At 34.8% G+C, this 23,014-nt stretch carries 20 protein-coding genes and 1 tRNA gene; 12 read left to right on the plus strand and 9 right to left on the minus strand.

Annotation, left to right across the window (positions count from 1 at the left end; translation table 11 throughout):
• Positions 1 to 28 precede the first annotated feature (28 nt).
• Together SFT90_01520 and SFT90_01525 are read right to left on the minus strand one after the other, a co-directional pair.
• Positions 29 to 1,210 (minus strand): NADH-quinone oxidoreductase subunit D, encoded by a 1,182-nt coding sequence (locus SFT90_01520; protein ID MDX1949162.1) that lies wholly within the window; start codon positions 1,208 to 1,210, stop codon positions 29 to 31.
• Positions 1,211 to 1,234: 24 nt separating this feature from the next.
• Entirely contained in the window at positions 1,235 to 1,819 is a 585-nt protein-coding gene (locus tag SFT90_01525; protein ID MDX1949163.1) for an NADH-quinone oxidoreductase subunit B family protein, read from the minus strand.
• Positions 1,820 to 2,005: 186 nt separating this feature from the next.
• Between SFT90_01525 and SFT90_01530 the strand changes: the two genes are divergently transcribed.
• Both SFT90_01530 and murA read left to right on the plus strand, forming a co-directional pair.
• Positions 2,006 to 4,954: a hypothetical protein gene (locus SFT90_01530; GenBank protein ID MDX1949164.1), complete on the plus strand. Its 2,949-nt coding sequence runs from the start codon at positions 2,006 to 2,008 to the stop codon at positions 4,952 to 4,954.
• Positions 4,955 to 5,307: 353 nt separating this feature from the next.
• The gene (gene murA / locus SFT90_01535) at positions 5,308 to 6,570 is read left to right on the plus strand and encodes a UDP-N-acetylglucosamine 1-carboxyvinyltransferase (GenBank protein ID MDX1949165.1); all 1,263 of its coding nucleotides are present in this window, start codon (positions 5,308 to 5,310) and stop codon (positions 6,568 to 6,570) included.
• Between the two features lie 4 nt (positions 6,571 to 6,574).
• Here murA and coaBC read toward each other — a convergent pair whose 3' ends face one another.
• Positions 6,575 to 7,789, minus strand: a complete 1,215-nt coding sequence (gene coaBC / locus SFT90_01540) for a bifunctional phosphopantothenoylcysteine decarboxylase/phosphopantothenate--cysteine ligase CoaBC (protein ID MDX1949166.1) — start codon at positions 7,787 to 7,789, stop codon at positions 6,575 to 6,577.
• A gap of 1 nt (position 7,790) precedes the next feature.
• Positions 7,791 to 8,198, minus strand: coding sequence for a preprotein translocase subunit SecG (secG, locus tag SFT90_01545; protein MDX1949167.1), 408 nt, complete (start codon positions 8,196 to 8,198; stop codon positions 7,791 to 7,793).
• Between the two features lie 128 nt (positions 8,199 to 8,326).
• On the opposite strand from secG, the gene panD reads away from it, so the two are divergent.
• From panD to glyS, 5 genes are all read left to right on the plus strand, one after another.
• Positions 8,327 to 8,683: an aspartate 1-decarboxylase gene (panD, locus tag SFT90_01550; GenBank protein ID MDX1949168.1), complete on the plus strand. Its 357-nt coding sequence runs from the start codon at positions 8,327 to 8,329 to the stop codon at positions 8,681 to 8,683.
• Between the two features lie 122 nt (positions 8,684 to 8,805).
• Entirely contained in the window at positions 8,806 to 9,528 is a 723-nt protein-coding gene (locus tag SFT90_01555) for a TIGR04255 family protein (protein ID MDX1949169.1), read from the plus strand.
• Complete coding sequence (locus SFT90_01560; protein MDX1949170.1) at positions 9,525 to 9,998, plus strand: hypothetical protein; 474 nt, start codon at positions 9,525 to 9,527, stop codon at positions 9,996 to 9,998. The genes SFT90_01555 and SFT90_01560 overlap by 4 nt, the downstream gene beginning before the upstream one ends.
• Positions 9,998 to 10,453 (plus strand): hypothetical protein, encoded by a 456-nt coding sequence (locus SFT90_01565; GenBank protein ID MDX1949171.1) that lies wholly within the window; start codon positions 9,998 to 10,000, stop codon positions 10,451 to 10,453. Before SFT90_01560 ends, SFT90_01565 begins: the two co-directional genes overlap by 1 nt.
• A gap of 50 nt (positions 10,454 to 10,503) precedes the next feature.
• The gene (gene glyS / locus SFT90_01570; protein ID MDX1949172.1) at positions 10,504 to 12,573 is read left to right on the plus strand and encodes a glycine--tRNA ligase subunit beta; all 2,070 of its coding nucleotides are present in this window, start codon (positions 10,504 to 10,506) and stop codon (positions 12,571 to 12,573) included.
• Here glyS and eno read toward each other — a convergent pair.
• Entirely contained in the window at positions 12,570 to 13,844 is a 1,275-nt protein-coding gene (gene eno, locus SFT90_01575; GenBank protein ID MDX1949173.1) for a phosphopyruvate hydratase, read from the minus strand. The two genes, glyS and eno, sit on opposite strands and share 4 nt — an antisense overlap.
• A 167-nt stretch (positions 13,845 to 14,011) precedes the next feature.
• Here eno and SFT90_01580 point away from each other — a divergent pair.
• The 5 genes from SFT90_01580 (at position 14,012) to ppdK (ending at position 20,256) form a co-directional block, all read left to right on the plus strand.
• Positions 14,012 to 14,086, plus strand: a tRNA-Gln gene (locus SFT90_01580).
• A gap of 31 nt (positions 14,087 to 14,117) precedes the next feature.
• The gene (pth, locus tag SFT90_01585) at positions 14,118 to 14,678 is read left to right on the plus strand and encodes an aminoacyl-tRNA hydrolase (protein MDX1949174.1); all 561 of its coding nucleotides are present in this window, start codon (positions 14,118 to 14,120) and stop codon (positions 14,676 to 14,678) included.
• A complete protein-coding gene (locus tag SFT90_01590; GenBank protein ID MDX1949175.1) occupies positions 14,679 to 16,145 on the plus strand; it encodes a UDP-N-acetylmuramoyl-L-alanyl-D-glutamate--2,6-diaminopimelate ligase in 1,467 nt (488 codons plus the stop codon).
• Between the two features lie 4 nt (positions 16,146 to 16,149).
• Positions 16,150 to 17,478 carry a UDP-N-acetylmuramoyl-tripeptide--D-alanyl-D-alanine ligase gene (gene murF, locus SFT90_01595; protein MDX1949176.1) on the plus strand — a complete coding sequence of 443 codons (1,329 nt, stop codon included), beginning with the start codon at positions 16,150 to 16,152 and terminating at the stop codon, positions 17,476 to 17,478.
• A 96-nt stretch (positions 17,479 to 17,574) separates the two neighbouring features.
• Positions 17,575 to 20,256, plus strand: coding sequence for a pyruvate, phosphate dikinase (ppdK, locus tag SFT90_01600; GenBank protein ID MDX1949177.1), 2,682 nt, complete (start codon positions 17,575 to 17,577; stop codon positions 20,254 to 20,256).
• Here ppdK and SFT90_01605 read toward each other — a convergent pair.
• From SFT90_01605 to SFT90_01620, 4 genes are all read right to left on the minus strand, one after another.
• Entirely contained in the window at positions 20,253 to 21,191 is a 939-nt protein-coding gene (locus tag SFT90_01605; protein ID MDX1949178.1) for an alpha-E domain-containing protein, read from the minus strand. The genes ppdK and SFT90_01605 overlap by 4 nt on opposite strands.
• Positions 21,192 to 21,548, minus strand: a complete 357-nt coding sequence (locus tag SFT90_01610; GenBank protein MDX1949179.1) for a hypothetical protein — start codon at positions 21,546 to 21,548, stop codon at positions 21,192 to 21,194. It lies immediately after the preceding gene.
• Positions 21,526 to 21,843 (minus strand): type II toxin-antitoxin system RelE/ParE family toxin, encoded by a 318-nt coding sequence (locus SFT90_01615; protein MDX1949180.1) that lies wholly within the window; start codon positions 21,841 to 21,843, stop codon positions 21,526 to 21,528. The genes SFT90_01610 and SFT90_01615 overlap by 23 nt, the downstream gene beginning before the upstream one ends.
• A 61-nt stretch (positions 21,844 to 21,904) precedes the next feature.
• On the minus strand, positions 21,905 to 23,014 hold a 1,110-nt coding region (locus SFT90_01620; GenBank protein ID MDX1949181.1), incomplete at its 5' end, for a circularly permuted type 2 ATP-grasp protein.

The raw sequence follows: 23,014 nt of genomic DNA on the forward strand, positions 1-23,014 counted from the left end.
TAGGTATAATCCGGCAACAAAAACCAACCTATCTATCAACTTCGCCGAAAACTATATCCATTGAGCCGAGAACCGCTACAACATCTGCAAGCATATGGCCACGACATAATTCATCCATTGCGGCAAGATGAACAAAACCCGGAGCTCTCAAGCGGCATCTATAAGGTTTATTAGTGCCATCAGCCACTACAAAAACACCAAACTCACCCTTTGGTGCTTCAACTGCCGCGTAATACTCACCCTCTGGCACATGATAGCCTTCAGTATAGAGCTTAAAGTGATGAATTAACGCCTCCATAGAGGTTTTCATAAGCTCACGACTTGGTGGCGTGATTTTTTTATCAAGAGATTTCACCGCCCCATCTGGAATTTCATTGCAAGCCTGCTTGATTATCTTAATAGACTCATACATTTCAGCGATTCTGCACAAATATCTATCATAACAATCGCCATTCTTACCGATTGGAATATCAAAATCCATTTTATCATAAACCTCATAAGGCTGAGATTTTCTAAGATCCCAAGCGATTCCAGAAGCACGAATCATTGGCCCTGAAAAACCTAAATCCAACGCTTTTTCAGCCGAAACCACGGCAATATCAACCGTTCTTTGCTTGAAAATGCGGTTTTCTGTGAGTAAATCTTCAACATCTGAAAGATATTTTGGAAATTCCTCAGCAAATTTCATAATATCTTCAAGAAGCCCATCTGGTAAATCTCTAGTAACACCACCAGGGCGGATATAAGCCGAATGCATGCGAGAGCCTGAAACCCTCTCATAAAATTCAATCACCTTTTCTCTTTCTTCAAAAAGCCAGAGCAAGGGCGTCATCGCACCAACATCAAGTGCGAAAGTAGTAACATTCATTATGTGATTAAGAATTCTTGTAAGCTCGCTGAAAATCACCCTTATATATTGTGCGCGAAGCGGAACTTGGCATTTTAGAAGCTTTTCAACGGCTAAAGCGTAAGCGTGTTCCTGACACATTGGCGAAACATAATCCAAGCGATCAAAATAAGGCACAGCCTGCAAATAAGTTTTATGCTCAATTAATTTTTCAGTGCCTCTATGAAGAAGCCCGATGTGAGGATCAGCCCTTTCAACTATTTCACCATCAAGCTCTAGAATTAGTCTCAAAACACCATGTGCAGCTGGGTGCTGAGGGCCAAAATTGAGAGTCATATTTTTCAGAGAAACTTCTTTAGACATTATAATTTTGCTTTTGAATTAATTTTATACCTGCTTGTGATCAGGTGGGGTTGGCTTGCCGGTTGGCTTTCTTCTGATTATAGTATTAGTTCTTTTGATTTTATCTTGCAGTTTAAGAACACCATAAAGCAATGCTTCTGCGGTTGGTGGGCAACCCGGCACATAAACATCAACTGGAACTATCCTATCACAACCACGAACGACCGAGTAAGAATAATGATAATATCCGCCACCATTTGCACAAGAACCCATTGAGATAACATAGCGAGGTTCCGCCATTTGATCATAAACTTTGCGTAGGGCTGGTGCCATTTTATTGGTGAGAGTTCCCGCAACTATCATAACATCTGATTGGCGAGGCGACGGGCGGAAAACCATACCAAACCTATCCAAATCGTAACGGCTCGCAGCTGTTTGCATCATTTCAACGGCACAGCAAGCCAAGCCGAAGGTCATTGGCCATAAAGAGCCACTTCTTGCCCAGTTAATGAGGTTATCAAGTTTGGCGATAACAAAGCCTTTATCAGTGATTTCCTCAGTTACGGCGTTTAAGATATAGTCTTGCTCCGCCCCTGCTGGAATCACCGGATTAATTAAGTTTTTAGACATAAATTTATGCTTAATAAGCTATAGAATTATTAGAGTGTTCTAAGTAATAATCCCCCAGAACTAAAATTTCAAGTTAATATATTTTTTGATTTTCCAAGAATTCTTAGATGGCAGATTAAAATTTTTCTTGCTTTTCTTGATGCCTAAATATATCGTTGCCAAAATGTAACACAATGGAGATAGGGTATGGTAGCAAGAATAAGCCATGAATATCAAAATACTGAACAAGCTATTGTAGCAGGATGGATATCAAAAGAAAATCTTGAACTAAATTCGGAATCTCTTCACAAATTTCTTAAGTTTTTAGCTGGTCATTTAAGGGATACAACATGGAGGGATGGAAAGCAAGCAAATATTAACCATTTTATAGATCACCCATCTGTTAAACTCGGTATGAAAGCTAGAGCAAGAGCGGGAGCTAGATTCATTTTAGATGAGGGCATTAAAAATATAAAAGATGAAATTGGTGGTGGAGGCTCTGCTTTAAGACCCATTGGTATTTATGGAGAAAATTCTTTTGAAAACCTTCAAGAATATGCTCAGATTTTAAGAAAAGCAGTTATTGATGAAATAGAAGTAAGGGGAAAAGGAAACCTTGCAACAGGGTTAAAAGTAATTCTTAAAGATGAAGAAAAAAATAAGAACCTAGAGGATTTAGGTATCAATGAAGATTTTTTTCAAGAAAACTTAAAAGCATCTAAGCCTAATGATTTTAGAAAAGCTTTAGAGGAAAAGCTTGATATTGGCTTATGGTCTGTATTGCATAGGGGGGCACCTGGTTATGCTTATGGTGTTGTTCATAAAGATGATCAAAAACAACAAATTCTTTTTATGAAAAAAGAGGGTTTAGCTGTTAATAGCACTTTCAATATGAATAATTATGGAGAAGCATTTGAAGTTGCTCCAGATATTGAAGTTATGATTACTAGAGAGGAGAGATCAAATGAGAGATTTACAAATATAGAATTTAATTATTCATATAATTATTATGGTGAGGATACCTCAGAGCATAGGAGAGCTGAAATAGCAGCAGAGGAGATGATAAGCTATATCAAATTAGCAGTTAAAAAGATAGGCTTAGAAACATTTAGTGAAAATAAAGAAAAAATTCTTCTAAAGATTAAAGATTTTTCGGGAATAATTTCAGAAAATGAAGCAAATCTAATACCTGAAGTTTTTAATAGACTCTTTGAAGAAGATCTAGAATTAAAATCTATGGGGGTTACTAAAGATTTAATTCATTTGCATCTTCATTCTCAAGGTAGGCAAAATAACGAAGGTTATCCTGCCCATCTTAATTTTATTTTTTCTTGTATAGAACAAGGTTATAGCTTTAGTATTGATGGAGCAGTTGGTCCACTTAGCGACTATTTTAGCCACCCAAATATGATCAAACTTCTTAAAAGTGCATCAAAAAGATATTTTGGGGTGTCGCCAGAGAAGGAAGATGAATTTATGCGAATGTTTAACGATGATAACATTGTAAAAATATTTAATGACTATGAGCATGATGCGAGAAAAGCCTGCGAATATGCAATGAGTAAAAGCTCCTTTACAACTGAAAAAATGCAGGCCTTAATTGATAACCCAGATCTTTTTGGAATAGCTGGGGGGGGGAAAATTGATTTTATTAAAACTATTAAGGATGAGTGCTTTGAAAGGGCTATTATAGATAAAATTTATGAAATTCAAAACTATAATAATATTATAGAAAAAGCATTAAAAACCGCACCTGAAATAGATGAAAATGGAATTAGTATATATAAACTAGCAATTGATGATGTGAGCTATACAATAACCATAGATTCTGATAACAAAAAAAGAATTACAAAGCAAAAGGGTGAGGTAAGTTCATCTTTTGAAATTGGAGATAAAGAAACAGCTCAATTTAAAATGTGGAAACAATTAAAAGGAAATAATCAAATTACAAAAACTTATAATGCTAAAACGGGCAAATATGACTATAAATATGACTCAGAAAAATTTGATGATTTTTGCAAAAGATTAGCTTTCAAGATAAATAAACCCTCTCATAGCATAATGGGCTTATATGGTTTAGTTACACCCGGCTCTTTCTACCATTCTCAGCTAGTGGCCAAATTATCTCTTAAAGTTTTTCAAGATATTGATAAATTTGATGAGGTTCTTGATGTTTCGGATGATAAAAAAAGAGAGTTTACTTTAAAAACTATAAAAATGTGTAATTTTACCGATTTTCCAGTTTTTAGTAAAAATTTTGCACCGAAAGAAGATATGAATTTTGTAAATATTATGACGGGTGGATTTGGAGAGTTACCAGCCATAAAGCATAACTTAGATTCAGATGCTCCAATTTCATCTCAGGCATTTAGAGTTAATAAAGCAATTAGATATATGCTGAAAGAGAAAGTTTTTGGAGAAGAAACAAACAGGATATTGAGTGCTTTTGCGAAAGGAGTAAAAGGTGAACCTAGAGATTTAGATTTTAACTCTTTTGGATCTATATTTGATGCACTAAAGGATCAAACATTGAAACTGGAAGATGTAATTTCTCTTGCAAAAATATCAGGAAAAGATCAGGTGATTTCTGAAATTAAAGATATAATTCTTGGAAATAAAATTCCGGATGTTAAATCTAGAATTGATATTGCTAAAAGTGAAATTTCAAAATTCATAGAAAATGGAAATTTGCCTAAGGAAGCTGAAAACGATGCATTGATTTTTCAATTAGCACTAATTAATAACGAGCCTACAAGTAAATTTAGATTTAATCTATTAATTCCAACTTATGGAGATTCTCTAGAAAAAATGGGGGATTTTCATACCAGTATAATGAAGAAAGTTATAGATGAATTAGGGGAAGATAAATTCAATTTACTAAGATCTATTATAAAAAATATTCATCAAAAAAAAGATTCTTTAACTAAACTTGATCCAGACCTAAATCAAGTAATTAACATCTTAAGACCTATAGATGATAATTTTATTAAAAAAATTTATGGTAGCGAAGGTTATTCAAGAGAGTTTCTCCAAGATGCAAAGCAAATTCTCAAAGAATCCTTGATAAGAATAGCGTGTGGTTATAAGCAGATAGATGTTAGGGATAAAGTAGTTAAAATGACCTCTAATAGTGTTGGTGCAGGTTTAGCTGCATAACACCCCCCATAAAAAAATGTTGTATAGTTTATTGGTAGTTGGTAATTGGTTTTTTATTAGCTGGTATGGTGATATTATAAAATATTAAAGTTAAAAATATCTCTCCCCTTTTAAGTTTAGAGAATAAAAGAAAAAATTCCTCCCCCTGCTTGCGGGGGGAGGTTAGGAGGGGGGCTTTTCAAAGCTCGTTAACAATTAATGCCCCCACCCCAACCCTCCCCCGTAAACGGGAGAGGGGGGTATTTACCTCCCATCTCCCCTTAAAAGGAGGGGAATTAAATTGTTTCTTTATCTTATCTTTAATTACCCTTACTACACCAACTACCAACTACCAACTTCCAACAACTAAAAATATGGATATTCTTAAAATACAAGGTGGGGCAAGGCTTAAGGGCAAGGTTAAAATCGCTGGCTCAAAAAATTCTGCACTGCCAATTATAGCCTCTGCACTCACAACAGATAAGGAAATCAGCCTTTCTAATGTTCCAAACCTCTCTGATATCCAAACTATGATTGAGCTTCTGCAAGATATGGGGGCTGATGTTAATTTTGACGCTAAGAAAAATCAGATGCAAATCAAGGCTTCCAAGCTCAAATCTGTGCGTGCGGAATATGAAATTGTGAAAAAAATGCGAGCCTCTGTTATCGTTCTTGGAGGCCTCGTCGCAAGATATGGCAAGGCAGAAGTTTCTCTACCGGGTGGCTGTGCCATTGGTGCAAGGCCGATAAATTATCATTTAATGGCACTTGAAAAACTCGGTGCGAAAATTGAGCTTGAAAATGGCTATGTTAAAGCAAGCGTAAAAGGCAGGCTTAAAGGTGCTGAGATTGATTTTCCTAAAGTTTCTGTGGGGGCAACTGAAAATACTATAATCGCGGCGAGTTTGGCGAAAGGCTTAACCATCATCAATAACCCAGCAAGAGAGCCGGAAATCGTGGATTTAGCAAATATTCTAAATTCAATGGGAGCAAAAATCTCTGGTGCTGGTACTAGCCGAATTGAAATTGAAGGCGTTGAGGATTTACAAGGCACTAATCACAAAATTATCCCAGATAGAATTGAAGCTGGCACTTTTGCAGCCGCAAGTGCATTAACCGCTGGTGAGGTTGAAATTACTGGTATTAACCCTGAAATGCTAAATTCTTCCCTCAAAGTTTTTGAGGAAATGGGCTGTGAAATTATCCGCCATAAAAATTCTTTTTCAGTAAATTCACCAAAAAAACTAAAGCCAGCTAATGTTGCAACTGAGGCATTTCCAGGCTTTCCAACTGATATGCAAGCTCAAATTACAACAATGATGTGCATCGCAGATGGCATTTCAACAATGGAAGAAAATATCTTTGAAAACCGCTTTATGCATGTGCCAGAGCTTCAAAGAATGGGTGCGAATATTGAGGTTTCGGGCAATATGCTAAAAATTAAAGGTATTGATAAATTCACGAGCGCTGAAGTTATGGCAACTGATTTAAGAGCCTCAGTTTCCTTGATTTTAGCGGGCTTCAACGCAAAAGGCATCACTAGCATCAGCCGTGTTTATCACCTTGATAGGGGCTATGAAAAAATTGAGGAAAAATTTGAAATTCTCGGTGGCAAAATCTGGCGTGAGAAGGAGTAGTAGGCTAAATAATTTTTTCCAAATAATCTGCAATGTTTTCTGCGATTTCTAGTTTTGATTTATTATTAATCTCTTGCATTTTGTCGTTTTTATTGAATATCTGAACCGAATTATAATCAGAACCAAAAACACTTTTTCCATTTTGCATAATCTGATTTGCAATTATTATATCACAATTTTTACTCTTTAATTTTTGCTTGGCATTTTGAGTAAGGTTTTCAGATTCCGCGCAAAAACCTATAACAATTTCAGGGCGATTTCTTTTGAGATTTGCAATTTCCTTTAGAATATCAGGGGTTTTAACGAACTTGAGATTTAATTCATTAAGATTTTCCTTCTTAATTTTTTGCGAATTTTTTTGTGAAATCTTCCAATCTGCAACCGCAGAAGCAAAAATCGCAATATCACAAGGAAGAGAATTCTTGCAAGCTGAGAGCATTTCATCAGCTGATTTTACTTTAATAAAATTAATATTTTTTGGCGGAGAAATTTTTGCTTCACCTGAAATGAGTGTAACTTCTGCACCTCTTTTTTGCAATGCTTCCGCAATAAAATAACCCTGCTTGCCAGAGGAATAATTTGAGATAAACCTCACTGGATCAATCTCTTCAATGGTTGCACCTGCCGTTACTAAAATTCTTTTGCCTTTGAATTTGCTATTTTTTAGAGTTTTTTTTTGAGCAGTAATTTTGCTTATAATATAATTAATTTCAGCCATTTTTCCAGCTCCTTCTTCACCGCAAGCAAGCACACCAGAAATTGGTTCAATAATTTCAAAGCCCCATTTTTTGAGCTTAGATAAATTTTCTTGCGTTGCTGGATATTCAAGCATTTTGGTATTCATAGCCGGTGCTAGAAATATTTTTTTGTCACATGCAACACAAATTGTTGAGGCTAAATCATCGCAAAAACCATTCGCAAGTTTTGCAATAAAATCAGCAGTAGCAGGGGCAACTAAAATTATATCATTCTTTCTAGAAAGACTGATATGAGCCATTTCCAGCACTTCATTTTCATTATTATGGCTAGAATTTGCCTCAAACATTTCTTGATAAACTATATTCTCAGAAAGATAAGCAAGCGAGGTTTTTGTAACAAAATATTCTGCTGATTTCGTTAAAACGCAAGTAATATTATGACCTTGTTTTTTAAGCTCTCTAACAAGTTCAGGCGTTTTAACCGCGGCGATACTTCCAGTTATGATAAGTAGAATATTCACATTATTCTGAAATTGGAACAACTGAATTATCTTCTGATTTTTCTTCTATATCAGATTTTAATTCTTTGGCTTTTTTAGAAGAAGATTGTTTTGCATCATCTTTTTTAGAAATAATTTCTTCAGTTTTTTTAGATTTTTCTTGAGTAACTTCTTTAGATTTTAACTTTTTAATAATGCTTCCACCCCTTTCTTCGTGAGAGGCAATATAAGCCAAAACTAGGCTGTTCACGATGAAGATTGTCGCTAAAATAGCAGTAATTCTTGTAAATAAATTCGCTTGCGCTCTGCCAGAAAGAAAAGCTGAAGGTGATGACGCACCAGTGAAGCCATCAGAGCTGGTTTTCTGAACCAAAATAACCGCTACCAAACCAACAACTGATAGAATTTGTAAAACGAGTAATGCTTGCATTTAAGTAAATTTTAATTGGTTTATTGCCAGTTTGTAACAATATTTTAGAAAACTTCAAGCAATATACGCTTGAATAATTTTCACTTTCCTATTAAAAGCCAGCTTTACAAATAATTTTACATAGAAAAATGATTGTAAATTTTCTTAAATCTAAAATCCACAGGGCAACCGTTACTGATTGCAATTTACATTATGAGGGTTCTATTGGTATTGATGAAGGCTTGATGCGTGAGGTTGGTCTTTCTCATTGGGAGCAAGTTGATGTTTATAACATAACAAACGGGGAAAGGCTTACAACATATGCTATCCCAGAGCCAGAGGGAAGTGGAGTGATTTCAATTCGTGGTTCAGCCGCTCACAAAGCCAATATCGGCGATTTAATTATCATCTGTTCTTACTGCGGAATTGATAGCTTGCAAATTTCAAAACATAAACCTAGTGTGGTTTTAGTAGACGAAAAAAACAAGGTTAAAAGAAAGAGTTAAATTTACGCAACTGAATAAGTTAAATACTTCTCAAATTGTTATTTTTAACAGTTATGTAGATTTAATTTAATTATTCTGTTATAAGGAATTAAACTAAATTTTATTACTCGTTTAGATTTTCTATGGCAAAAAAAACAAGTAGCTATAATAAGCCACCAATTTTAGAGGCTATTATTAAAATAGCTTATATTCCTTCTGGTAAAAGCTTTGATTTTGATAAATTGCCTAAAGCTTTATCAAAAGATTTTCCAGTAAAAAGAGAGCTAATAAAAGATACTCTGGAATATCAAATAAATGAGAGTAAGTCATCGGTTTCTAACTCTAGAATAAAGGAGGGATTTGAATTTTTAAGTCTTGATGGCAATAAAATTATCAGACTTACAACTGATTACGCATCTTACCACATAAAAGAAAATTACAAAGATTGGGATAATTTTTATAAAATTTTTGAGGAAATAATTTTATATATATTTAAGAAAAGTAAATTCAAAACTAACTCCCTATCAGTTAGGTATATTAATAGAATTGATATACCAAAAATCTCTTTTGAGATGTCTGAATATTTCAAGCTATACCCAAATTTTTATAAAAAATTCATTATGAATTCTTTTTTTACTCAGATTCAGTTAAGTTTATCTCAAGACACTCTATGTATAGTAAATCAAGCAGTTACACAACCAATTAAAGCAGGTTTTACATCCTTAATATTAGATTTAGACTTGATAAAAACAAAGGAGCTAGATGATAAAGGTGATATCGAGAGAGCATTCTTGCAATTAAGAAAATCAAAGAATGAAATATTTGAATTATCAATAACTGATAAAACAAGGGAATTATTTTTATGAAAACTTTTTCTAGAAAATTAGAGATTATACCAGAAAATATTGGCGAAGGTTGTATATATTATAAGTTTGCAAGTGCTTCTCATGATTCTTTTAAGGGGCTGGATAAAGTTGCAAACAATCAAATAAAAGAAACTAAATCTTTGTTTCTTCAATCTTTAGAAAAGGCAAACGCTAGACAAAAGTATAAAATAGATAAATCAATAATGGCAAAGTCTAGAGATTTAATTTTTGATCTTATTGCTTATTGTCATTCTAATGGATTCTCATATAGAAAGCCCTTCGTTTCATTTGATCCTGATGATAATTGCATGATAATTGAGTGGCATAATACTGGTAAAATATCCGTAATAAATGTTAATAAAAATGAAAATTTTTATTTCATAGCCCATGCTAATTCAATTAGTAAAAGTTTAGATGGAAATTTTAGAAAAAAAATAGATTTTTACAATTTTTGTAGCAATGCATTCTGATGAAAAAAGAAACAGATAAAATCACCGATGATGAAGTTTTTTATCGTTCAATTCGCCCTGAGTGGATTATAAAAGATGGGGAAAAATTCAAGCTACTTTCTAGAGCATTTAGTGATCCATTCGAAGAGCCATCAGTTGATAGAGAGGCCCTTATTGAGGTAAATAAAAGATTTGGAAGTAATAGGCCAAAATCAATTTTGTATAATAAAAAACATATAGCTCTAGCACAAATTACCGCTGAACAAATCAGAAGAAAGCTTGATGGATTAACAGAATCCCTTGAGGTTATTCCTAGACCATCAAAAAACAAAAAAGAGCATTGTCAAATTGAAGCAAAGCCAAAGCCTAGTAAAAATAGGTTTAATGAAAAAATAAGAGCAATTTTATCTATGAGGGCAAATGAAAATGAAATTTTTGTTCTTAAGGAATTTGAAAATTCAGTCAGAAAAGAATAATCATTGTAAAATCTAACTCTATAATATAGTTATAGCAAAAAAATCACAAAATGGCACAGTTAATTTTAGAAATATTTTCTGAAGAAATTCCAGCTAGAATGCAGTTTCAAGCCGCTGATAGTTTGCATAAATCATTTGAAGAAAAACTTAAAAGCCAAAATATTTATTTTCAAAATTGTAAATCTTTTGTAACGCCAAGAAGGCTGATTTTATTCGCTGAAGGGCTTTCACTTACGCAAGAAGATTCGGTTTCTGAAAGAAAAGGCCCTAGCATAAATGCAACTCCAGAAGCTTTAGAAGGCTTTATTCGATCAACTGGTTTAAGCAAAGATAAATTAACTATAAAATCAACACCAAAAGGTGATTTTTATTTCGCAATAATTCGCACTAAAGGCAAACAAACCAAAGAAATTTTGCGTGAAATCTTAGAAGATATTTTACAAAATTTTCACTGGCAAAAATCAATGCGATGGGGTGAGAATAAAATTCGCTGGGTGCGTCCAATCCGCAATATTGCTTGTGTTTTTGGTGGTGATGTTTTGCCAATAAAATTTGGTCACTTAGAATCTAATAATATAAGTTTTGGTCATAGATTTTTAGCTCCAGAACAATTCAAAATTGAAAATTTTGATCAATTTATTTCTGAATTAGAAAAAAGATTTGTCCTTGCTGATCACCAGAAAAGGAAGAAACTCATCGCTGAAACTATCCAAAAAATCGGTGTTGATAACAACCTTGTTTTAATTCAAGATGAGCATCTTTTGAATGAAGTTACCGGTCTTGTGGAGTGGCCTGTTTGCTTGCTTGGCTCTATTGAAAATAAATTTATGAGTCTTCCGCCGGAGGTGCTAGTTACCACAATTAAAACCAATCAAAAATATTTCAATTTTAATGATAGAGAGGGCAATTTATCCCCTTATTTTGTTGTGGTTTCAAACAATAAAACCAAAGATGGCGGGCTTAAAATTATTGAAGGCAATGAAAAAGTTGTGCGTGCAAGGCTTTCAGATGCTGAGTTTTTCTATCGCACTGATAAAGAGAAAGGCTTGGCGAATTTTATCTCAAAACTTGATGGAATAATCTTCCACAATAAAATCGGCACTATGGGCGAAAAAGTTGAGCGAATCTCTAAGCTTGCCCATGATTTTGCTAAAGAACTAGCACCAGATAAGAAAGATTTAGCAAGCCAAACTGCTTACCTTGCCAAGGCTGATTTAGCAAGTGGAATGGTTGGGGAATTCCCAGAATTACAGGGTTTGATGGGTTATTATTACGCAATCGCTAATGGTGAGCATAAGGAAATTGCTGAAGCAATTAGGGATCATTACAAGCCGCAAGGGCCAAATGATTATGTTCCAAGAAATTCTCTTTCTGCAATTATTGCACTTGGTGATAAGTTAGAAACATTGGTTTCCCTATATGTTGCAGGTGAAAGAGCGACAGGCTCAAAAGACCCTTTCGCACTAAGAAGGCTCGCACTGGGTATTATTAGAATAATCTTAGAAAATAAACTATCCTTTGATTTAATTCCTTATATCAAAAAATCGCTTAAACTATTGCCATCTCAGGCTTTAAGAGAAATTGATAAAGATGAAACTATCAATGAAATTACTTCGTTTTTTATTGAAAGAATAAAATTCCAGCTAAAAAATGAAAATTTTAGAGCAGAAAATATTTCAGCAATCGTTGAAAATTCTGAAGAATTAAACATTTTTGATATAAAACAAAGGATAATTATTTTTTCAGAATTTATTGAAACTTCTGATGGTTCAGCTTCGGTTGAAGCCTATAAAAGGGCAAAAAACATTTTAAGCATAGAGGAAAAGAAAGATAAGATTTCTTACCCTCCAAAACCTTCAAAATCTCAGCTAAGTGAAGGTTCAGAGAAATTTTTATATGAAATTTTGGAAGATATTTCTGATAAAAATCAATCTCTAATGAAGCAAAATAAATTTGCTGAAAGCCTTAAAAATCTGTGTGATTTAAGCGGATATATAAATAATTTTTACGATAACACACAAATTAACTCGCAAGATAAAAAAGTTAGAGAAAACCGCCTAAAACTCTCAGCGTTAATCACCAAAACTTTTGAAGAAATCTGTGGCTTTAATAAGATTTAATTTTTGAAAATTCCTTTGCCTGCATAAATTGGGGAGCTTAAAAATTCTTCAATTCTAATAAGCTCATTATATTTTGCAGTTCTATCAGTTCGGCAGAGAGAGCCAGTTTTAATCTGCCCACAATTAGTTGCAACTGCAATATGAGAAATAGTGGTATCCTCAGTTTCACCTGATCTATGAGAGAGAATTGAGTTATATCCTGCTTTATGGGCGATTCTAACCGCTTCCAAAGTTTCAGTAAGTGTGCCGATTTGATTAACTTTTATAAGAATTGCATTGGCTAAGCCTTGCTCAATTCCTTTCTTCAAAATTTTTGGATTGGTAACAAATAAATCATCACCCACTAATTGAACTTTTTTGCCAAGCTCATCAGTGATTGCCTTCCAACCAATAGCATCATTTTCTGCCATTGCATCTTCAATAGATTTGATTGGAAATTTACTTACAAGTGCAGAATAATATTTAATGAATTCTTCATAAGAAAGAATTTTGCCTTCGCCTTCTAAATGATATTTGCCATCTTTATAAAATTCAGTGGAGGCGGAATCTAAAGCAATAACAACATCTTCAGAAGGCCTATAACCAGCGGATTCTATCGCTTTCATAATGTAAGATAAAGCTTCTTCAGAACTTTTTAGGTTTGGTGCAAAACCGCCTTCATCACCAACTGCGGTTGAAAAACCTTCATCAGATAATTTCTTTTTGAGGTGATGAAAAATCTCCGCACCCATTCTGATAGAATCTCTGATATTTGAGGCAGAAACCGGCATTATCATAAATTCTTGAATGTCAATCGGGTTATTTGCGTGCGCCCCGCCATTGATAATATTCATCATTGGCACAGGCAAAGTGTTTGCATTAAGCCCACCAAGATAATTACAAAGCATCATTCCTGCTGATTTTGCAGAAGCCTTTGCAACCGCCAAAGATACGCCAAGAATTGCATTCGCACCAAGCCTTGCTTTGTTTTCCGTGCCATCAAGATTTATCATAGTTTTATCAATTGCTTCTTGCCAGTTGGAATCCATTCCGATAAGTGCGTCTGCAATTTCACCATTCACATTTTCGCAAGCCTTTTGAACACCTTTGCCGAGATATCTCTCTTTATTGCCATCTCTTAATTCCAAAGCCTCTAAGCTTCCAGTTGAAGCCCCACTTGGAACTGCAGCCCTGCCAAATGCACCATCTGAAAGTTCAACATCAACTTCTATAGTTGGGTTTCCCCTTGAATCTAAAATTTCACGAGCGTAAATTGCGGTAATTTCTGCCATAATATCCTAAAATTAGTCAACAGGCTTAAATATAATGATTGCAAATCTAAGGCAAGAAATTTATTCTTTTGTATGGTTATGTAGGGGCATAAGTTTTTTTGATGTTTCAAAAATGAGGCTTGAAACTAAAAATAAAATTACTATAAGCTAAACTCCGATTACAATATTGGGGTATAGCCAAGCGGTAAGGCATCGGTTTTTGGTACCGACATCCCTAGGTTCGAATCCTAGTACCCCAGCCAAATAATTTCAACCCTATCAAAAATACTTAAAATGATAATTGTTGGGCTTGGAAATTTCGGTGAAAAATATAATAAAACCAGACATAATATTGGTTTTGAAATCTGCCATCAACTAGCTTCTGATTATAATCTTCCGAGTTTTACTAAAAAATTTCATAGTTTATTTACGCAAGGAAAAATTGCGGAGAAAAATATCAAAATGATTTTACCGCAAACTTATATGAATAATAGTGGGCTTGCGGTGCAGGAAATCTGCCATTTTTACAAAGAGCATATTTCAAATGTGATTGTTATTCACGATGATTTAGATTTGGAATTCGCCAAAATAAAAATAAAAATCGCTGGTGGAAGTGGCGGGCATAATGGCTTGAAATCTATAGATAATCTAGCCGGCATTGATTATAAAAGAATCCGTATTGGCATAGGCAAACCACTCCTTAAAGCTCAAGTCCATGATTATGTTCTGAGTAAATTTACTGATGATGAGCAGAAAATTATTGATAATAAAATAAAATTAGTCTCTGATTTATTTCCGTTGATTTTACAAAATAAAGATGGTTTGTTTCTCACTAAATATTCGGAAAAAATTTAAGTGAAATTTTCGCAATTTACATATCAGTTAGACGATGTTCAAATTCTTTTTAAGAGAGATTTTGATATTTCTTCGCTAATTTCTGATTCCAGAAAAACTACAGAAAACTCAATTTTTTTTGCCTTAAAAGGGCAGAATTTTAATGGTGAAGATTTTATCCATTCCGCCATAGAAAAAGGTTCGAAAGCAATTATTACTTATGAAAATTTTGCGATTGACCCAAAATATAAAGATATTTCTTTCATCAAAACTAAAGATGTAAATGAGTTGCTAAATCGTGCGGTTCAAGTTTTTTATAGATATAAAATTCCTGAAAAAATTTATGGTGTAACTGGCACAAATGGCAAAACTTCAGTTGCAAATTTTACAGCTAATATTCTTGCTAAACTTGGCGTAAAATCAGCTTCTATCGGAACTCTAGGAACACTAATTGATGGTGATTTTGAAAAAATATTTTCTGATAGTGGAATGACAACTCCGGATATTTTAACCTTATTTGAAAATCTCAAAGAATTAAAAAATCAAAATATAAATGAAATTGTTATGGAGGCCTCAAGCCATGGGCTTTTTTTGGAAAGGCTTGGCTTTATAAAATTTCTAACTGCAGGCTTTACAAATTTTTCGCAAGATCATTTGGATTTTCACAAAACAATGGAGGAATATTTTGCCGCAAAAATGCTGATTTTTACTAAGCATTTATCGCAAAATGGGGTTGCGATTGTGAATTCAGATATAGAAGAATTTGAAAAAATTAAAAATATTTGTGAAAAAAATAATAAAAAACTTTTTTCTTTTGGCAAAAAATCAAGCGATTTGAAGATAAAAAACATCGCACTTAATGAAAGCGGAATTGAACTAGAATTACAAAATAAAGAAATTTCTAAAACCATTAAAACCAATCTAATTGGGCGGTTTCAAGGTTATAATTTGGCTTGCACTATTGCTATGCTAATAAATAATAATTATGATTTTTCTGAAATTTGTGAGGCCTCGCAAAATATAAAATCGGTTAAGGGGAGAATGGAATTAATCCCACTCTTAAATGGCAAGGCGAAGGCGGTGATTGATTATGCTCATACCCCTGATGCGCTTGAAAAAGCTATAATTTCCTGCCGTGAACAAACTTCTGGAAAACTAATCACGCTCTTTGGTTGTGGGGGTGATAGAGATAAAACTAAAAGGCCTTTGATGGGTGAAATCTCAAGCAAATTATCTGATATTACCATTGTTACAGATGACAACCCAAGAACAGAAAATGCAAGTATTATCCGCAAAGAAATAATTTCTACTTGCCCAAATGCGATTGAAATTGAGAATAGAGAAATTGCTATCAAAAAAGGTTTGGAGATGCTAAAACCTTCAGATTGCTTGCTTATCGCAGGTAAAGGCCACGAAAATTATCAGATAATCGGTAAGGAAAAATTTCACTTTAGTGATTTTGAAATAGTAAAAAAATTTTTACCATAAAAATATGTGGAATGAGAAAAACATAGCGGAATATTTAGGTTGTGAGGTTAAATTAAAATTTAACTCTGATAAAATTTCTATTGATTCTCGTAAAATAGAAAAAGGCGATATTTATCTCGGCTTAAAAGGTGAAGTTCATAACGGCAATAAATTTGCAGAAGATGCTCTCAAAAAAGGTGCGGTTGCCGTTATAATTGATGATGAAAATTATGCTCATCTTGAAAAAACAATTTTAGTTGCAGATAGCCTAAAAGCCTTGCAAAGGCTTGCTTACAAAAAGCGTCGAAATTCAAAAGCAAAATTTATCGGCGTTACTGGAAGCGTTGGGAAAACCACCGCAAAAGAGCTTCTCGCAAAAATTTTATCTAGCTATTACAGGGTGCATTGGACGCAAGGAAATCTAAATAATCACATCGGGCTTCCCCTCACAATCGTTAATATGCCTGAAAATACCCAATACGCAGTGCTTGAAATGGGTATGAATCACGCGGGTGAAATTTCCGATTTATGCAGAATAGCTCACCCTCATATTGCTGGTATTACTTGGGTTTCAGAAGCTCATATTGAAAATTTTTCTGATGGCTTGGAAGGTATCGCAAGGGCAAAGGCTGAAATATTAGAATTTCTAGTGCCTGATGGCTGTGGTGTAATTCCAGCAGATAATCAATTTTATGAAATGCTCACTGAAATTGCTGAGGAAAACGGCATTAGTGATTTGCTTTCCTTCGGTAAAGTCGCTTGTGAATGCAGTGATGAGGGGGATTTTATCACCGCAAATATTGTTGATCAAATTGTTAATATTCCAAAAAATTTATGCGAATATTTTGTTGAAAATAATATCTTATTTGCGCTCACAATCGCTGCCTATATTGGCTTGGATCTTGAAGATGCGATTGAAGCAATTAAAGAGTTAAAGCCAGTTAAGGGCAGGGGTGCTGAAATCCAGCTTAAAAATGGAGCTGTAGTAATTGATGACTCCTACAATGCCAGCCCTGAGAGTATGAAAAAAGCTCTTGCAAACCTCTCTAAAAAGCAGGGATATACAAGGAAAATCGCAATTCTTGGTGATATGAAGGAGCTCGGCAAGCATTCAAAAGAATATCACGAATCTCTAGCTGAGCATCTTAAAAACATTGATTTTCTTATCACTTGCGGTGCTGATATGAAATATCTTTCAACTAAAGCCAAAGGAAAAATCAAGGAAATCAAGCATTTCAAAGATTATCAAGAATGTTTAGGTGAAATTAATAATATCCTCAAAAAAGGTGATATCGCCCTAATTAAAGGATCTCACAGCTCTAATATGTATAAATTAGTTGAAGCATTGGGTTGATAGAAACATAAATAAAAATTCCTAATTTATTAGAATTTCTTATTGAATTACCTGCAAAAAAAGCTAAAAACTACCTCAAAACTTAGATTTTTGGTTATGACTAAATGGGTATATAATTTTGGTAATGGTAATGCAGAGGGCGAAGGCTCAATGAAAAATCTGCTCGGCGGTAAAGGTGCAAACCTTGCGGAAATGAGCCGCGTTGGCCTGCCTGTTCCCCCCGGTTTTACCATCACTACGGAAGTCTGCACAGCTTATTATGAAAATAATCGCAAATATCCTGACGCCCTTGAAAAGCAAGTTGCGGAAGGAGTTGCCCATATTGAAAAAATTCTTGGCAAAAAATTTGGGGATAAATCTAACCCACTTTTAGTTTCGGTTCGCTCGGGTGCAAGGGCTTCAATGCCGGGAATGATGGATACAATCCTCAATCTAGGTTTGAATGATGAAACAGTTGAAGGCTTAGCTCAAAAAAGCGGAAATCCTAGATTTGCCTATGATTCATATCGTAGATTCATTCAAATGTATTCTGATGTTGTGCTTGAAATTGATAAGCATTTATTTGAAGAAATTTTGGATCTCAAAAAGCAAGATAAAGGCGTTATGCTTGATACTGAGCTTGATGCTAATGATATGAAAGATGTTGCAAGTAAATTCAAAAAGAAGGTTCAAGAAGAACTCGGCAAGCCATTTCCACAAGATGTAAAAGAACAATTATGGGGTGCAGTTGGCGCAGTTTTTTCAAGCTGGATGAATGATAGAGCAATCACTTATCGCAGAATGTATGACATTCCAGAAAGCTGGGGAACTGCTGTTAATGTGCAATCAATGGTATTTGGAAATACTGGTGAAAATAGTGCAACTGGCGTTGCTTTCACTCGTAACCCTTCAACTGGTGAAAAATCTTTTTATGGTGAATATTTAATCAATGCGCAAGGTGAAGATGTAGTTGCAGGCATTCGCACGCCTCAGCAAATCACGATTGCAGGCAAATTAGAGCAAAAAAGCAAACTTCCAGCGATGGAAGAAACCCTACCAGAAGTTTATAATCAGCTGGTTGATATTTATAAAAAACTTGAGAAGCACTACCGCGATATGCAGGATATTGAATTCACAGTTGAAGATGGAAAGCTCTGGATGTTGCAAACTCGTAATGGCAAACGCACTTCAAAAGCTGCAATCAAAATTGCAGTTGATATGGTGGCAGAAGGCTTGATTTCTAAAGATGAAGCTTTGCTTCGTGTATCACCTGATGAGCTTGATAAATTACTTCACCCAACGCTTGATCCAAAAGCGAAAAAACAAATTATTGCAAAAGGCTTGCCAGCTTCCCCAGGTGCTGCTTGCGGAAAAATTGTATTCACTGCAAATGAGGCAGAAGAGCTTGCGAAAAAAGAAGAAGCGGTGATTCTTGTTCGTGCGGAAACCAGCCCTGAAGATATTCACGGAATGGCCGCTGCAAAAGGAATTCTGACCTCTCGTGGTGGTATGACATCTCACGCAGCGGTAGTTGCTAGAGGCATGGGAACGCCTTGCGTTTCAGGTGCTGGATCGGTTAATATCAATTTGAAAGAGAGAAAAATAACTATTGGTAATATCACCCTTAAAGATGGCGATATTATTACTATTGATGGCTCAACTGGTGAGGTGATTCTTGGTAAAGTTCCAACAATTGATCCTGAGCTTTCAGGAGAATTTGAAACCCTGATGAAATGGGCTGATGAAACCAGAACCCTTAAAGTTCGTACTAATGCTGAAACCCCGCAAGATTGCAGAACAGCTAGAAAATTCGGTGCGGAAGGTATTGGTTTATGCCGCACTGAACATATGTTTTTTGATGCAGAACGTATCATCGCAATTCGTGAAATGATTGTTGCAAGTGATGAAGTTGGTCGCAGAAAAGCGATCGCAAAATTACTTCCTTATCAACGCAAAGATTTTGTTGATATTTTTGAAATTATGGAAGGCTTGCCAGTTACAATCCGCTTGCTTGACCCACCTTTGCACGAATTTATCCCGCATACTGATGAGGAAATCGCTGAGGTTTCTAAGGCTTCTGGTGTTTCTGCTGAGAAAATTAAAACTCGCACGAAAGAGCTTCACGAATCAAACCCGATGCTTGGTCACAGAGGTTGCAGGCTTGGTATAACTTATCCTGAGCTTTATGAAATGCAGGCGAGAGCAATTTTTGAAGCAGCGATTGATGCAGCAAAATCAGGCAAAAAAGTTTTGCCAGAAATAATGATTCCGCTTGTGTTAAATCCGAAGGAATTAAGCACTCTTAAAAAATTAGTTAATCAAACTGCTGAAAAAGTATTCTCTGAAAAAGGCTCAAAAATTGAGTATTTAGTTGGCACGATGATTGAACTTCCGCGTGCAGCTTTAGTTGCTGATAAGATTGCAGAAAATGCTGAATTCTTCAGTTTTGGCACTAATGATTTAACGCAAACAACGCTTGGAATTTCTCGTGATGATGCAGGAAGTTTCATTCCGCAATATATAGAAAAAGGCATTTTTGAAAAAGATCCATTTGCCGTTCTTGATACTGAAGGCGTTGGCCAACTTATTGAACTCGCCGCTGAAAGAGGCAAAAAAACTCGCAAAGATATCAAGCTTGGTATTTGTGGTGAACATGGTGGCAACCCGCCATCAATTGAGTTTTGTCATAATGCTGGTTTGAATTATGTTTCTTGCTCGCCTTTCCGTGTGCCAATTGCAAGGCTCTCTGCAGCTCAAGCAACCATCAAAGCGAAGCAAAAACTCAAAAAAGCTGCTTAAACTACTTTATAAAAATAATCTTGGTAGATGCCGTCTCCGATGTCGTTTAATTTTTGCTGGATTAAATCAATATATTCGTGCAATCCGTAAAATTTTATCTCATCAACTTTTTTATGCTCAAGCTCTTTACTTAGATTAAAAAGGCTGTTGAATGAGTTACCCTTAAATTCAGGAGAAATATTATTAATAGTTCTCAAAGCACCATTAATGCAATATCTAATGCTTCTTGGTAAATCTTTTTCTAGGATTAAAAACTTCAAGATTGAATCATAATTAATGTGATTATAAGCCCTTCTATATGATTCAAAAGCACTAGCAGATTTTAGCAAAGCACCCCACTGAATATCATCAAGCGGAGTGTTAACATCTGTAATTGATGGTAACAAAATAAAATATTTTAGATCTAAAATTCGGCTGGTTTTATCAGCTCGCTCAAGCATTCTGCCAAGCCTAATAAAATGCCAACCTTCATCATGCATTAAAGTTCTATCAGTAGTGCCAACGAATAAATGGCTAGTTTTGATGATATTATCAAATAGCTCTTTATGATCTTCAGCGTCAAAATATTCTTCCTTATAATCTTTGATATTATGGTAAAGATTATTCAATTCCTCCCACATTTCTGGGGAAATTGACTCCCTAACTGTTCTTGCGTTAAAGCGAGCGGAATTAACCGCTGAGATTATTGAATTTGGGTTTTCTTCATCAAAAGTAAGAAAATCTATAACTTTTTCTTTGCTGAAATTTGAGTGTTTTTTTTTGAAAGATTCCTCTTCACCAAGAGCAATTATAATAGGCTCCCACTGCTCATTTAGAGTGCCAGAAGGCATATCCAACATTAAATGGTGATTCACATCAATAATGCGTGAAACATTCTCCGCACGCTCAACATAGCGTGAAAGCCAATATAAATTTTCTGCAACTCTACTAAGCATTTAGATTCTCTTTTCTTTAGGGTTAATATTTATCGGCTTAAAGCTCATTCTATATCCTAGAGTTTTTAGGATTGCCTCAAAGGTTTTTATCTTTGGGTTACCATCTTCTGAAAGCGCTGAATGCAAAGCCTGACGGCTTATTTTTGATTTCTTAGCAATTTTAGCCAAACCGCCTTGTGCCTTAGCAAGCTGCCTGAAAAAATCTAGCAAAGCTAATAAATCTCCATCTTGCTCATATTCTTCAAGTGCAATTTTTAGGGCTAGTTTTGCTTTTTTAGTATCAGTTAATTCTTTTATTCTCAATTCCTCAAAAGAAACTAATGTATATTTACCTTTATTTAGATTTATATTTTTCATAAATTTCTATTGCTTTTTTAATATCTTTTTTCTGAGTTAATTTATCACCTCCTGCTAAAAGCAGAATTATGTTTTTACCTTCTTTGGCAAAATAAACTCTGTAACCTGAGCCAAAGAAAAACCTGAGTTCATAGATGTTTTTGTAAACATTCTTAAAATCTCCAAAGTTTCCAAATTTTACTCGATTAATACGATTTTTAATTCTTTCTGATGTAATTTCATCAAGTGCATCTATCCAATCTTGATAAAAACTCCAACCATATTCATCATAAAGAATAGAAACTTCGTAAAACATTAGAATTTTATTATAAAAAATATTTATAATATGTCAAGTTAACTTGACGCTAAAAGGAAGCTCAAGCCACCACCCATGTATCTTTACTGCCACCACCTTGAGAGGAATTTACCACCAAAGAACCCTTGCGAAGTGCCACTCTGGTAAGCCCACCAGGTGAAATATAAGTTTCTTTTCCATAAAGAATATAGGGGCGTAAATCAACATGCCGAGGCTCAATACCATCACTTGTGATGGTTGGAACAGTTGAAAGTGCCAGAACAGGCTGTGCGATGTAATTTCGCGGGTCATCATTTATTTTATCAATAAATTCCTGCTGTTGTTCTTTTGTAGAATGAGGGCCAATTAGAAGACCATATCCACCAGATAAAGTTGCGGCTTTTACTACTAAATTATGGATATTTTCAATCACATATTTTCTATCTTCCTCACGCCAGCATAAATAAGTTGGAACATTATTTAGAATGGCTTCCTCACCTAAATAATATTTTATAATTTCAGGAACATAAGCGTAAATAACTTTATCATCAGCAATCCCAACGCCCGGTGCGTTTGCAAGTGCAACATTCCCCGCAAGATACGCACTCATAATACCCGGAACGCCAAGCATAGAATCAGGACGGAAGAATTTTGGATCTAAAAATGAATCATCAATTCTGCGATAAATTACATCAACTTTTTGCAAACCCTTCGTGGTTTTCATATAAACGATTTCATCACGAACAACTAAATCAGAGCCTTCCACAAGCTGAACGCCCATTTGTTGTGCTAAGTAAGAATGTTCAAAATATGCGGAGTTAAAAATACCAGGGGTTAAAACCACGATATTCGGATTATCTGCGTCGCTTAAATGCCGGAGAGTATTGAATAATTGGCTTGGATAATTACTAACAGGGCGAAGATTTATAGTGCTAAAAATTTGAGGAAAAGTGCGTTTTAGAACATTTCGATTTTCCAAAACATAAGAAACGCCAGAAGGGCAACGCAAATTATCTTCCAGAATATAATACTCGCCATCACCACCACGAACTAAATCAATGCCACTAATATGCACCCACACATCTTTTGGCGGGCGGAAGCCATCAAGCTGAGGAATGTAAAACTCACTTTTGAAGATTAAATCTTCGGGGATAATTTTATCTTTGAAGATTTTTTTCTCGCCGTAACAATC

The organism is Rickettsiales bacterium, assembly GCA_033762595.1.
Taxonomy (GTDB): Bacteria; Pseudomonadota; Alphaproteobacteria; order Rickettsiales; family UBA8987; genus JANPLD01.

Bases quoted from the DNA above. Each gene is read 5' to 3' on its own strand.
- pth (MDX1949174.1), top strand. From the start codon at position 14,118: ATGATAATTGTTGGGCTTGGAAATTTCGGTGAAAAATATAATAAAACC.
- SFT90_01520 (MDX1949162.1), bottom strand. From the start codon at position 1,210: ATGTCTAAAGAAGTTTCTCTGAAAAATATGACTCTCAATTTTGGCCCT.
- murF (MDX1949176.1), top strand. From the start codon at position 16,150: ATGTGGAATGAGAAAAACATAGCGGAATATTTAGGTTGTGAGGTTAAA.
- SFT90_01565 (MDX1949171.1), top strand. From the start codon at position 9,998: ATGAAAAAAGAAACAGATAAAATCACCGATGATGAAGTTTTTTATCGT.
- SFT90_01560 (MDX1949170.1), top strand. From the start codon at position 9,525: ATGAAAACTTTTTCTAGAAAATTAGAGATTATACCAGAAAATATTGGC.
- glyS (MDX1949172.1), top strand. From the start codon at position 10,504: ATGGCACAGTTAATTTTAGAAATATTTTCTGAAGAAATTCCAGCTAGA.
- SFT90_01615 (MDX1949180.1), bottom strand. From the start codon at position 21,843: ATGTTTTACGAAGTTTCTATTCTTTATGATGAATATGGTTGGAGTTTT.
- eno (MDX1949173.1), bottom strand. From the start codon at position 13,844: ATGGCAGAAATTACCGCAATTTACGCTCGTGAAATTTTAGATTCAAGG.
- SFT90_01525 (MDX1949163.1), bottom strand. From the start codon at position 1,819: ATGTCTAAAAACTTAATTAATCCGGTGATTCCAGCAGGGGCGGAGCAA.
- secG (MDX1949167.1), bottom strand. From the start codon at position 8,198: ATGCAAGCATTACTCGTTTTACAAATTCTATCAGTTGTTGGTTTGGTA.
- SFT90_01605 (MDX1949178.1), bottom strand. From the start codon at position 21,191: ATGCTTAGTAGAGTTGCAGAAAATTTATATTGGCTTTCACGCTATGTT.
- ppdK (MDX1949177.1), top strand. From the start codon at position 17,575: ATGACTAAATGGGTATATAATTTTGGTAATGGTAATGCAGAGGGCGAA.
- SFT90_01530 (MDX1949164.1), top strand. From the start codon at position 2,006: ATGGTAGCAAGAATAAGCCATGAATATCAAAATACTGAACAAGCTATT.
- SFT90_01610 (MDX1949179.1), bottom strand. From the start codon at position 21,548: ATGAAAAATATAAATCTAAATAAAGGTAAATATACATTAGTTTCTTTT.
- murA (MDX1949165.1), top strand. From the start codon at position 5,308: ATGGATATTCTTAAAATACAAGGTGGGGCAAGGCTTAAGGGCAAGGTT.
- SFT90_01555 (MDX1949169.1), top strand. From the start codon at position 8,806: ATGGCAAAAAAAACAAGTAGCTATAATAAGCCACCAATTTTAGAGGCT.
- panD (MDX1949168.1), top strand. From the start codon at position 8,327: ATGATTGTAAATTTTCTTAAATCTAAAATCCACAGGGCAACCGTTACT.